This window comes from Kitasatospora sp. NPDC047058, assembly GCF_040643935.1.
Classification (GTDB): Bacteria; Actinomycetota; Actinomycetes; order Streptomycetales; family Streptomycetaceae; genus Kitasatospora.
The window spans coordinates 1-11976 of sequence record NZ_JBEYVJ010000225.1 but is presented as its reverse complement, the minus strand read 5'-3'; the positions used below and the strand labels follow the sequence as shown (position 1 = coordinate 11976).

Here is an 11976-nt window from a genome sequence, read left to right as displayed (position 1 = left end):
CGGAGGGCGCGGACGCGGACGGCGCGCCGTCCCCCGGCGCGCCGTCCCCCGCCGCGCTGCACTGCCTGCTGCTCTCGCTCGACCCGGCGGCCACCTACCGGGCGGCCTTCGGGGTCGGCCCCGGCGGTCTCTACCTGCTGCGCTCCGGCCACTGGATCGACGCGTACGCCGCCCGGCTGCTGCACCACCCGGACGGCCAGCCGCCCGTTCCGGAGGCCCCGGTGCCGGACCCGCGCTCGTTCCGGTTCCGGATGGTCCCGGCGACGCCGGGCGACATCCTGCTGCTCTGCACCCCGGGCCTGGCCCGGCCGATCGCGGACGAGCCGGCCGTCGCCCACTTCCTCTCCACCCACTGGGCCCACCCCCACCCGCCGGGCACCGTCGACTTCCTCCGCCAGGTCCAGGTCCGCGCCAAGGGCTACGCCGACGACCGCACGGCCGCCGCGGTCTGGACGGAGTGAGGGGCCGGCCGAGCGGGCGGGTGACGGGGAGGCCGTCAGACGGTGGCGAGCAGGCTGCGGAAGGCCGATCCGGCCAGCTGCAACGCCCGGGGCCGGTGGGCGCCGGGCAGGCCGAGGGCGACCGGGACGGCGAGGCCGTCGAGCAGGGCGCGGATCTGGGCGGCGCGTTCGGCGGCGGTCCCGGCGGAGAAGTGGCCGGTGGCGGTGCCCTCGTCGAGGAGGGCGACGAGGTCGGCGTCCCACGGCGCCTCGATCTCCAGCTGGCCCTGCCGGAGTTCCTCGCTGGCGGGGGAGCGGCCCCACACCTCCACCCAGAGGATCCACCGCGGGTCGCCGGGGCCCTCGGGAAGGTAGAGCCGGGTGTACTCGCCGAGCCGGTCCCAGACGTCCCGGCCGCCGTCGGTGAGGGCGGTGTGCCGGCGGGCGCCGAGCTGGTCCTCGCTCCAGCGCAGGGTCTCCAGCAGCAGCTGGTCCTTGCTGCCGAAGTAGTAGAGCAGGTGCCCGGCGCTCATCTGGAGCTGCTTGCCGAGCCCGGCCATGGTGAGTTTGGCGAGCCCGTGCTCGGCGATCGCGGTCCGCGCGGTGGCGAAGACCTCCTCGCGGGGGCGCGCCGGGCGGCGCGGACGGGCGTCCGCCATCTGCTGTGCTCTCCTCGGTTCGGGGCTGTCCGGCGGGCCTCACGATACTGGGCGTGCCCGGAGGGCCCCGGAGCGGGAAGCCGGCCGGTCCGGCTTCCCGCTCCGGGGCGCAGTGCCGGGGCCGCGCGGGGTCAGGCCTTCGGCTGCTGCTGGGTGATGCAGTGGATGCCGCCGCCGTTGGCGAAGATCTCGCGGGCGTCGACCAGTTCGACGGTCCGGCCCGGGTAGGCCCGCTCCAGGACGGCCTTGGCCTCCTCGTCGCGCGGGTCGTCGAAGGCGCAGAGGATCACGGCGCCGTTGGCCACGTAGTGGTTGATGTACGAGTAGTCGACCGGCTCGCCCTCCTCGTCCAGCAGGACGGTGGGAGCGGGCAGTTCGATCACCTCCAGGGCGCGGCCCTGCGCGTCGGTGGAGGCGCGCAGGATGGCGACGAGCTCCTGGCAGACCGTGTGGTCCGGGTGCGCCGGGTCCGGCTGGACGTGGGCGACCACGACGCCGGGGCGGACGAAGGAGGCGACGATGTCGATGTGGCCGCGGGTGCCGAACTCGTCGTAGTCACGGGTGAGTCCGCGCGGCAGCCAGATGGCCTTGGTGGTGCCGAGGAAGGCGTGCAGCTCGGCCTCGACCTCCTCCTTGGTCCAGTCGGAGTTCCGGCCCTCGCCGAGCTGGACGGTGTCGGTGACCAGCACCGTGCCCTCGCCGTCGACGTGGATGCCGCCGCCCTCGTTGATCAGGCGGGAGGCGAAGCGCTGCACCTCCGTCAGCTCGCTGATGTGCTCGGCGATGTGCTGGTCGTCGTCCCAGCGGGCCCAGGACTGCGCGCCCCAGCCGTTGAAGATCCAGTCGGCGGCGGCGAGCGAGCCCTTGCCGTCGATCAGGAAGGACGGGCCGATGTCGCGCATCCAGGCGTCGTCCAGCGGGCGCTCGACGATCTCGACCTGCTCGGAGACGTACTTGCGCGCGTCCGCGGTCTCGCCGGTGTTGACCACCAGGGTGACCGGCTCGTACCGGACGATCGTGTTGGCCACCGCGGCCCAGGCCTCGCGGCCGGCGTGCAGGTTCTCCGGGCTGTCGAAGGTCGGGTTGGCGGTCGGGAAGGCCATCCAGGTGCGGTCGTGCGGGTGCCATTCGGCGGGCATCCGGTAGCCGAGCGAGGCAGGGGTGGGGGTGGTCATCTTCGTTTCCTAGGAGTGGGGGTGAGGGTGGGTCAGAGGAAGTACAGGCGGTTGAGCGAGACGCTGTCGGCCGGCTCGGAGCGCAGCGGGGCGCCGTCCAGCGAGACCAGGCCGGTCTCGGTGACCTGGACGTCGCCGAGGCGGGCGTTGCGGACCATGTCGCGCGGGCCGATGCCGCGGGTGTTGCGGACGCCGACGCGGCGGCGGCGGGTCGGCAGGCCGTCGGCGGCCCGGTCCAGGTAGGCGCCGTCGGCCGCGGCCCGGGCCACGAAGGCGACCGAGATGTCGGCGGCGGTGGCGCCGTGGGCGCCGAACTGCGGCCCGAGGACGAGGGGTTCGCAGCGGTCGGTGGAGGCGTTGGGGTCGCCGACGACGCCGTAGGCGGGGAAGCCGGCCTTGAGGACGAGCTGGGGCTTGGCGCCGAAGTGGTCGGGGCGCCACAGGACGATGTCGGCGAGCTTGCCGGTCTCGATCGAGCCGACCTCGTGGGCGAGGCCGTGGGCGATGGCGGGGTTGATGGTGAGCTTGGCGATGTAGCGCAGGACGCGCTCGTTGTCGTCGCCGCCCTCGGTGGTGCCGTAGGAGCCGGTGCCGTCGAGGGGGCCGAGTTCGGCCTTCATCTTGCCGGCCATGGCGAAGGTGCGGCGCACGGTCTCGCCGGCGCGGCCCATGCCCTGGGCGTCGGAGGAGGTGATGCCGATGACGCCGAGGTCGTGCAGGACGTCCTCGGCGCCCATGGTGCCGGCGCGGATCCGGTCGCGGGCCATGGCGGCGTCGCCGGGCAGGTCGACCTTGAGGTCGTGCGCGGAGACGATCATGCCGAAGTGCTCGCCGAGGGCGTCGCGGCCGAACGGCAGGGTCGGGTTGGTGGAGGACCCGATGACGTTGGGGACGCCGGCCATCTTCAGGACGTTGGGGACGTGTCCGCCGCCGCAGCCCTCGATGTGGAAGGCGTGGATGGTGCGGCCTTCCAGCACCTTCAGGGTGTCCTCGACGGAGAGGCACTCGTTGAGGCCGTCGGTGTGCAGGGCGACCTGGACGTCGTACTCCTCGGCGACGCGCAGGGCGGTGTCCAGGGCGCGGGTGTGGGCGCCCATGTCCTCGTGGACCTTGAAGCCGGAGGCGCCGCCCTCGGCGAGGGCCTCGACCAGCGGGGCCGGGTCGGAGGAGGAGCCGCGGCCGAGGAAGCCGATGTTGACCGGCCAGGCGTCGAAGGCGTTGAAGGCGTGGCGCAGGGCCCAGGGCGAGTTGACGCCGACGCCCCAGACCGGGCCGAACTCCTGGCCGATGATCGTGGTGACGCCGGAGGCGAGCGAGGCCTCCATGATCCGCGGCGAGAGCAGGTGGACGTGGGTGTCGATCGCGCCGGCGGTGGCGATCAGGCCTTCGCCGGAGACGATCGTGGTGCCGGTGCCGACGACGACGTCCACACCGTCGAGGGTGTCCGGGTTGCCGGCCCGGCCGATGGCGGCGATCCGGCCGCCGATCAGGCCGATCGAGGTCTTCCGGACGCCCTGCACCGCGTCGATCACCAGCACGTTGCTGATCACCACGTCGCAGGTGTCGCGGACGGCCGCGGGCTTGAGGTGCAGGCCGTCGCGGGCGGTCTTGCCGAAACCGGCCAGGAACTCGTCGCCGGGCGCCTGCGCGTCGGACTCGACCCGGACGATCAGCCCGGAGTCGCCGAGCCGGATCCGGTCCCCGGCCCGGGGGCCGTGCACGGAGATGTAGTCGTGGGGGGTGATCGCGGTCACGACGGGACCTCCGTGTCGTCGAAGCCGGTCAGGTAGCCGGTCGCGCGGGCCTTGGCCAGCGCCGCCTCCTTGGCGCCGGGCGCGTCCAGCGGGCCGTCCACCAGGCCGGCGAAGCCGATCGCGACCCGCTCGCCGCCGATCGGGACGAGGCCGACCTCGACGGTGGCACCCGGGTCGAAGCGCACCGAGGAGCCGGCCGGCACGGCCAGGTGGGTGCCGTAGGCGGCGGCGCGGTCGAAGGCGAGGCGCGGGTTGGCCTCGAAGAAGTGGAAGTGCGAGGTGACCGAGATCGGCACCCCGGAGGTGTTGTGGACGAGGAGCACGACGGTCTCCTCCACCGGGTCGTAGCCGGCGCCGTCGCCGGCCAGCGCCGCGCCGGGGGCCTCGTCGCCGAGGGAGCCGGCGCCCTTGAACGGGTCGTTGACCACGGCGAGGCGGGTGCCGTCCTCGAAGACGGCCTCGACCTGGATCACGGTGACCACGTCCGGGACGCCGGGCAGCACGTCGTCGGCGGTGAGCACGGAGCGGCCGGCCTCGATGGCCTCGGCGAGGCGCCTGCCGTCGCGGGCGGCCTCGCAGACGGTGTCCGCGATCAGGGCGTGCGCCTCGGGAACGTTGAGGCGGACGCCCCGGGCGCGGCGGGCGCGGGCCAGCTCGGCTGCTGTGAAGATCAGCAGCCGGTCCCGCTCGGTGGGGGTCAGTCGCACGGTTCCTCGCTCGCGGTCGCCGGGGTGGACGGAATGGAGTTAGAACGGCGTTCAAACTTCTCGGGCCATTGAACCCGGCCCCGGCCGCCCTGTCCAGCGTTGCCCGTCCCCGGGTGTTCGGCTCGCCGGGAGCCGCCATCGGGTCCGCGGGCGTGTCGCGGGGCGCGGTCCGGCGCGGCCCGGGGCGTGGCTCCGGGAGCGGGGCGGGCCGGGGCACGGGGCGCGGAGTGGGCCGGGGTGCAGGCCGGGGCGTGCCGGGCGCACACCCCGTCCGGCGATGGCCGGAAGGCGTCGAAAACCGCCCGTACGCTTCGCAAACCTGTCCGGCGCGGGCAGTTGGATCACGCGGGCCGTCCCGTGCCCCTTTCACCCCGGGTGATCGCACGCACACTGTTGCAAATGCCGAAAGCTGGGCATGAGGATGGTGGTCAGAACGAGGGGGCCACCCGGCCGGCGGGGGATCCGGTCCCGGGTGCCCGGATCGAGGGCGGGGGCATGTGTTGATGGACGGTCAGTCGCGATTCCCGCGGCAGCGGACGAATTCGGGGGATGCCTTCCGGTCCAGGCCCCAGGGGGACGTGCCGGGCACGCCCGGCGCCACGGGGGGCGTCGCCGGAGCGGAGGCGGCCGCCCTGCCCGCCGCGCCGACGCCCGGCTGTGCACTGCACCGCCGGCTCCACCTGGCGGTCGAGGCGGCCGACCTGGTGGCGGTCGGTGCGGTCCGGCGCCGGCTGCGCTCCGCGCTCAGCCACTGGGGCGTGCCCGAGCTGGCCGACACGGCCGAGCTGCTCTCCTCCGAGCTGGTCACCAACGCGCTGCTGCACACCGGCCAGGGCGCGGTCTTCGACGCGGTGCTCACCGCCGACCTGCGGCTGCGGATCGAGGTCCAGGACGCCGCCGCCCGGCTGCCCGGCCGCCGTCGCGACCCGGACGCCGAGTACGCCACCTCGGGGCGCGGGCTGGTGCTGGTCGAGGCGCTGGCGGACTGCTGGGGCGTGCAGCTGCGTGGGGACGGCAAGGTCACCTGGTTCGAGCTGGCCTCGCCCTGACCGCGTCCGCGGGCCCGGGTTCGCGCCGGTCACGCCCGCGCCGGTCCCGCGTCCGCCGGTCCTGCCTGCGCCGGTCCCGGGTCCGCCCGGAGATCCGTTCCGTGGAAGAACTGTGCGAGGTTGGCGAAATCGTCTCGTTCGCCATCGAACGGAACGCGGCGGTGAAGGCCCGTCGGAAGATTTCCGGCCCGTTGCCATTGCCGCTCGGCCGAACATTGGCCAGGATGGTGGGAATGTGTGTCCACGTGCGGGAAGCAGCGGGGAGACCTCACCTCGACTGACCACCGCCCGTCGGCACGGTCCGATCCAGCACCACCCATCACACCGCCACACGGCCCGTCCGAACCGCCGAAACGGTCGGCGCGGTCCGCCACGGCAGCGGCAGGAGCAGCATGCCCACAGAGCCCGAGTCCCCGGGGCCGGCGCTTCCTCCCGGTCAGTCCACGACCGGGACGGAGCGGGCGAGGCCACCCGCCCAGGCGGTGCGTCGGCACGCGCTGCGGACCGCACAGGGCCTGGCGGCCGGGCGGCTGGCGCCGATGCTCTCCGGCGGCCTGCCGATCGCCGCGGCCGACTCCACGCCGGACTGGCTGGAACCGGCGATGGCCGCCAACGGCATCGGCTCCTTCGACTGGGACATCCGCCGCGACGTCCTGGAGGGCGACCAGCGGGCCTGCACGATCATGGGACTGGAGGCGGCCGACCGCAGCCGCTTCGACCGCACCTCCGCCTCCTTCCTGGCCCTGCTGCACCCCGAGGACTCGCCCGTGGTGCGCCGCCGGGTGGAGCGCGCGGTGGCCGAGCTGGGCCAGTGCGGCGCCTACTACCGCACGGTCGGGCCGAACGGCGCCATGCGGGCGGTCCGGTTCCGCGGGCGGGTCCTCGCGGACGCCTTCGGCCGCGCCTCCCGGATGGTCGGCTTCGTCTGGGACGCCACCGTCGAACTGCACAAGCGCGACCGCGCCGACCGGATGGCCCTGCTGCGCGAGGAGCGCTCCCGGTTCATCAAGGAGGCCGCCCGCGCCCTCTCCGAGGCCGTCACCGTCCGTGACGTCGCCCGGGTCTTCACCGAGCTGCCGCTCCCCGGCCTGCCGCCGGACGGCCTGGTCCTGGCCTCCTTCGAGGCCGGCCGGGTGCAGATCCTCGGCGCCTCCGGCTACCGGGCCGACGAGCTCGCCGTCTGGGACCGCTCGGTGCTGCCCGCCGCCCACCCAGCGGCCGAGGCGCTGCGCAACCGCGTGCCCGTCTTCGTCGCCAGCCGCGACGAGTACCGCGAGCGCTACGCGGAGGTGTGGGAGCCGACCAGCCGGACCGGCCGCAGCTCGTGGGCGTTCCTGCCGCTGGTGGCCAGCGGCCGGGCGATCGGCGTCTGCGTGGTCAGCTTCGACGACGACCGCGAGCTGGACGCCGACGAGCGCACCCTGCTCTCGACCCTCGGCGGCCTGGTCGCCCAGTCGCTGGCCCGGGCCCGGCTGCACGACGCCGAGCACGAGCTGGCGGCGGGCCTCCAACGGGTGATGCTGCCGCGCACCGTCCCCTCGGTGCCCGGGGTCACCACCGCGGTCCGCTACCTGGCGGCCGGCTCCGGCCTGCAGATCGGCGGCGACTGGTACGACGTCGTCCCGCTGCCCGGCGGGCACGTCGGGCTGGTGATCGGCGACGTCCAGGGGCACGACGTGCACGCCGCCGGGATCATGGGCCAGCTGCGGATCGCGCTGCGCGCGTACGCCGCCGAGGGACACCCGCCGGCCGCCGTGATGGCCCGCGCCTCGCGCTTCCTCGCCGACCTGGACACCGAGCACTTCGCCACCTGCACCTACGCCGAGGTGAACGTCGACTACGGCGTGGTGTACGCGGTCCGGGCCGGCCACCTGGATCCGGTGGTCCGCCGGGGCGACGGCACCGCCGCCGTGGTCCCGGTCGCGGGCGGGCTGCCGCTGGGCATCGCCCCCGACGAGGAGTACCGGGTGACCCGGTTCAGCCTGGACCCGGGCGAGACGGTGCTGCTCTGCACCGACGGCCTGGTCGAGGCGCGCGGCACGGACCTCGACGACGGCGTCGCCCGGCTCACCGCGGTGCTCTCCGGACCGCTCGCCGACCGGGACGGCTCGGGGCGCGACCCGCTGGAGGGCCTGGCCGACCGGATCGCCGCCCAGGCGGCCGACGACAGCGAACGCGAGGACGACATAGCGCTGCTGCTGCTGCGCTGGGACGGCCCGGAGGGCGGCCTGGCCGCCCAGCAGCTGCGCCGCCGGATCGGGCAGGCCGACCTCGCCCGGATCGCCGAGGTGCGGGCCGAGCTGCGCGACGCGCTGCGCCGCTGGGGCGTCGCCGACCTGGTGGACACCGCCGAGCTGCTGGCCTCCGAGCTGGTCACCAACGCGATCCGGCACACCGACCGGGACGCCATGTTCACCGCCCGGCTCTACCGGGAACCGGCGGCCGACGGCGGCCGGGCCCGGCTCCGGGTCGAGGTGGAGGACGAGTCCGACCTCTGGCCGACCCGCCGGACGCCGGGGGAGCAGGCCTCCTCCGGACGCGGGCTGATGCTGGTCGAGGCACTGGCGGACGGCTGGGGCGTGGAGCCGCGGGGCTCGGGCAAGCGGATGTGGTTCGAGCTCACCGCCGCGCCGGCCGCGTAGCACCCGTCACCCCGCCGTCCGCCCGAAGGACGGGCGGCGGGGGTCTGCGGACATGGCCCGGGCGCCGGCCCTGGGTGGGCGCAGGCCCGGCCTCAGCCGAACTGCTGCTCCAGGTCCTTCAGCTTGCGCTCCAGCGAGTCCAGCCGAGGCAGCTCGGCGGTGTCCTCCTCCGTCGTGAGGTCGATGGTCCGCCGCTCCGGACGGGCCGGGAGCCCCGGCTGCACCACCGCGCCCCCGGCCGGCGCCGGCGGCTCGACGGCGGGCCGTTCCGTCGCCGGCCCGCCGGCTATGGCGGGCTCCTGGCCGGACTCCAGCTGCCGGGCGGCCGTGCCGCGCTGGCGCCAGACGCTGTTGGTGCGGTTGATGGCCCGGATCTCGGCCCGTTCGCGGCGGCCGGCCAGCCGGCGGCGTTCCTTCTCCGCGACCTTCTCCCGCTTGTCCTCGCGCACCTCGTCGACCGCCTCGTCCAGGCTGCGGACGCCCTCCAGCAGCATCAGCGACCAGGCCGCGTAGGTCTCGCGCGGGGCGCGCAGCCAGCGGACGATCCGGATCTGCGGCAGCGGGCGGGGGACGAGCCCCTGCTCGCGCAGGGCGGCCCGGCGGGTCTGCTTGAGCGCCCGGTCGAACAGCACGGCGGCCGAGAGCGACATCCCCGCGAAGAACTGCGGCGCGCCGGCGTGGCCGAAACCGCGCGGGGCGTGCACCCAGTTGAACCAGGCCGAGGCGCCGGCGAACAGCCAGACCAGCAGGCGCGAGCCGAGCGCGGCGTCACCGTGGCTGGCCTCGCGCACGGCGAGCACCGAGCAGAACATCGCCGCGCCGTCCAGGCCGAACGGGACGAGGTACTCCCAGCCCCCGGAGAGGTTGAGGTTCTGCACCCCGAATCCGACCAGGCCGTGGAAGGAGAGCGCGGCCGCGACGGCGGCGCAGCAGAACAGCAGCGTGTACGAGGCCGCGCCGTACAGGGACTCCTTGCGGCGGCGGCGTTCCTCGGAACGCTCCCAGGAATCCGCGCCGCCCGGTCCGGTGGCGGATCCCCGGTTCCGGACCAGGGCCACCAGAAGGGCGGTGACCAGCAGCACCGCAACGCCGGTGACGGCCCAACCGAGCGGTATATCGGACAGTTTCATCGCCTGGACCAGCCTCGCTTTCCTGCGTCGTGATGGCGGGGACCATCATGACGGATGCCCGGCCGGGGAATGGGTGATTCGACGTCAATGCGCTGAGGAGAGGGATTTCTGACGTGGGAGAAGTCGCATTGTCGTATTAGCTAAGGGGGGATATTTCCCGGAATTCCGGGCCCGATATGCGCCGGCCCGGGGGGAATTCGGTCAACCCCGTGTGACGCGGGGGCAGCCGCGGCACATTCCCCCGGGCTGGACGGTGTAGACGAGGCAGCAGCTGGCCCGGCCTCGGTCGGTGGTCGAAGCATCCGGTTGCACGGGGGCGAAGCCCGCGCCGGGCGTGAACGGTGCGACGGACGCGACGGATGCGCCGGGTGCGCACGCCGTCGGCTCGGGCGCGAGCAGCCCGGACAGCTCGGTGCGGGCCCGTTCCTCCTCGCCGAGCAGCCCGCCGACGTACCAGAGGCCCTCCACCACCGCGTCCGTCGCCATCGCCCAGAGCATCCGCGGTCCGCGCCGCACCTCTGGGCGGAAGGCCTCCAGCAGCGGCGTCAGGAACCCGGCCAGCGCGGACCGCAGCACGGCGGCCAGCTCCGGTTCGCCCGCCACCGGGCGGGCGTCGGGCAGGCCGGCCGCCGGGTCGTCGGGCAGGCAGGCGAAGGCGCCCGGCCGGGCGGTCAGCTCACCGGTGCGGCGGCGGACCGAGACGTCCGCAGGGGCGAGCAGTGGCACCCGGCGCTCCAGGAACCAGGGCAGGGTGAACAGCAGCCCGGCCGGCCAGGTGAAGCGGTGCAGTCCGAAGCCGGCCGCCACGTCGGGGCGCAGCGGCCGCCCGTACCGGGCCAGACCGTCCCGGGCGTCGTGGGCGATCAGCTCGCGCAGCGCCTCCGGGCGGGCGGCCAGGTCGGCGCCGGTGAGCCAGCCGTCACCGCGGCGCGGCGGGGCGCAGTGCACCCGCAGGGCCGGGAAGAGCTCGCCGAGCCGCCGGTAGCTCGCGGCGCACGGCTGCGGGCCGTCGGCCGTACGGGGCGGGCCGGCGGCGGTGTCCGGGCCGGCGGTGACTGGGTCGGCGGTGTCCGGGGCGGCCGGCACGGGGGTGCTGCAGTGGGCGGTGCCGCTGTGGGCGCTGCTGCTCACGGTCATGGTGCGGGCCCCATCGGGTCGACCGGAGCCCGTACCGGACCGCCCGGTCCGTCCCGGCCGCCGGGCTGCGCACGGGCGCGCCGGGGCCGGGCCCGGCCGGCCGGGGCGTGGCGGAGCCCGGGGAACGGCAAGGCGAACCCGGCCGGGGTGCTGCTCTCCCCGGCCAGGTTAGGCTCACCTTAGCTGATGCTTCCCCGGGGTTGCCTTCCGATGCGTCCGTCCGGGGGAGCGCCCGGCGTGCGCGCCGCGCCCAGCTGGCGCGCGAGCCAGACCGGAACGCCTCCGAGCGCCTGCACCAGCCGGGCGGCCTCGGCCCGCAGCCGGGTCGCCTCGGCGGGTTCGGAGACCTCGGCCAGGGCCGCCAGGGCGGGTGCCACCCCGACCGTGAAGCCGAGCTGTTCGCGCAGCCGCAGCGAGGCGTCGAAGCCCTCCCGGGCCCGCTCGCGGTCCCCGGCTGCCTGGGCCAGCGCGGCCAGGTGCCGCCAGGTGTAGGACCGCAGCAGTTCGTCGCCGCGCTCGCCCGCTCCGTCGTGCGCCCGGCGGTAGGCGATCCAGGCCGCCGTCCGGTCGCGCAGCAGGTTCTCCGCGACCAGGCCGCGGCGGAAGTCCAGCAGCGGGCGCCCGGGGGCGTCCGGCGGCAGCAGCGCGGAGGTCCGGCCGAGTGCCGCCTGGGCCTCGTCCAGCCGGTCGCGCGCGCCGAGCACGCTGGCGACGTACGCCAGGAAGCCGCGGGCGCACGCGGCGGCCGCGCGCTGCTCGGTGGTGCCGACCACGGCCTCGGCCAGGCGCAGCGCCTGTTCGGCCGGGGTCCAGTGGGCGGCGGTGAACAGGCACTGTTCGATCAGGAGTTCGGCCCGGCCGAGGGCGGCCGCCGGGTCGCGCTCGGCAGCCGGCCGTAACAGCTCCGCGGCCTCCTGCCAGCACGCGCGGGACCGCAGCCGCCATACGGTGTCCCCCGGCTCCCGGGGGGCCGCCCGGCCGCGCACCTCCCGCCCGTCCCGGCTGCTCGGGTCCCATCCGTGCTCCGACAACGCCACCTCCTTGTGTGCGCCATCCAGCAGGGCGCAGGCCTTCCCCAGAGGCCTGCGTTGTGGCGGCAATTCAACACGGGGGTGAGCTTGTGCACCAGATCACGAGCGCAGGTTGTTGCGTCCGGCGGCGGAATGATCTAGAGCGTGCCCCGGCCGCACCGGGCCGGGGCGCCGCGGGCCGGCGTGGCCGCACCGGGATCTTTTGTTCACGGCGATTCGCCCTACCAAACGAACTGCTGGAGACAAGTTGAA

At 75.1% G+C, this 11976-nt stretch carries 9 protein-coding genes and 1 pseudogene; 3 read left to right on the top strand and 7 right to left on the bottom strand.

Features of this window, described 5'->3' with window-relative positions; translation table 11 throughout:
• Nucleotides 1-461, top strand: a pseudogene (locus ABZ885_RS26830) (cell division protein); the annotation flags it as partial.
• Between the two features lie 35 nt (nt 462-496).
• Here the strand turns inward: ABZ885_RS26830 and ABZ885_RS26825 are convergent.
• From ABZ885_RS26825 to ABZ885_RS26810, 4 genes are all read right to left on the bottom strand, one after another.
• A complete protein-coding gene (locus ABZ885_RS26825) occupies nt 497-1099 on the bottom strand; it encodes a TetR/AcrR family transcriptional regulator (protein ID WP_360193649.1) in 603 nt (200 codons plus the stop codon).
• A 131-nt stretch (nt 1100-1230) separates the two neighbouring features.
• Nucleotides 1231-2274, bottom strand: coding sequence for an agmatine deiminase family protein (locus ABZ885_RS26820; RefSeq protein ID WP_360193646.1), 1044 nt, complete (start codon nt 2272-2274; stop codon nt 1231-1233).
• Between the two features lie 32 nt (nt 2275-2306).
• The gene (locus ABZ885_RS26815; protein WP_360193654.1) at nt 2307-4019 is read right to left on the bottom strand and encodes an urease subunit alpha; all 1713 of its coding nucleotides are present in this window, start codon (nt 4017-4019) and stop codon (nt 2307-2309) included.
• Between the two features lie 5 nt (nt 4020-4024).
• Nucleotides 4025-4735, bottom strand: coding sequence for an urease subunit gamma (locus tag ABZ885_RS26810; RefSeq protein ID WP_360193643.1), 711 nt, complete (start codon nt 4733-4735; stop codon nt 4025-4027).
• Nucleotides 4736-5313: 578 nt separating this feature from the next.
• Between ABZ885_RS26810 and ABZ885_RS26805 the strand changes: the two genes are divergently transcribed.
• Nucleotides 5314-5784 (top strand): ATP-binding protein, encoded by a 471-nt coding sequence (locus ABZ885_RS26805; RefSeq protein WP_360193641.1) that lies wholly within the window; start codon nt 5314-5316, stop codon nt 5782-5784.
• Between the two features lie 392 nt (nt 5785-6176).
• A complete protein-coding gene (locus tag ABZ885_RS26800) occupies nt 6177-8426 on the top strand; it encodes a SpoIIE family protein phosphatase (RefSeq protein ID WP_360193638.1) in 2250 nt (749 codons plus the stop codon).
• A gap of 92 nt (nt 8427-8518) precedes the next feature.
• Here the strand turns inward: ABZ885_RS26800 and ABZ885_RS26795 are convergent, their stop codons facing one another.
• The 3 genes from ABZ885_RS26795 to ABZ885_RS26785 form a co-directional block, all read right to left on the bottom strand.
• On the bottom strand, nt 8519-9556 hold the full coding sequence (locus ABZ885_RS26795) for a DUF2637 domain-containing protein (RefSeq protein WP_360193635.1): 1038 nt from the start codon (nt 9554-9556) through the stop codon (nt 8519-8521).
• 201 nt (nt 9557-9757) lie between these two features.
• On the bottom strand, nt 9758-10693 hold the full coding sequence (locus tag ABZ885_RS26790) for a (2Fe-2S)-binding protein (RefSeq protein ID WP_360193632.1): 936 nt from the start codon (nt 10691-10693) through the stop codon (nt 9758-9760).
• A gap of 179 nt (nt 10694-10872) precedes the next feature.
• Nucleotides 10873-11679: a hypothetical protein gene (locus ABZ885_RS26785; RefSeq protein WP_360193651.1), complete on the bottom strand. Its 807-nt coding sequence runs from the start codon at nt 11677-11679 to the stop codon at nt 10873-10875.
• Nucleotides 11680-11976 lie beyond the last annotated feature (297 nt).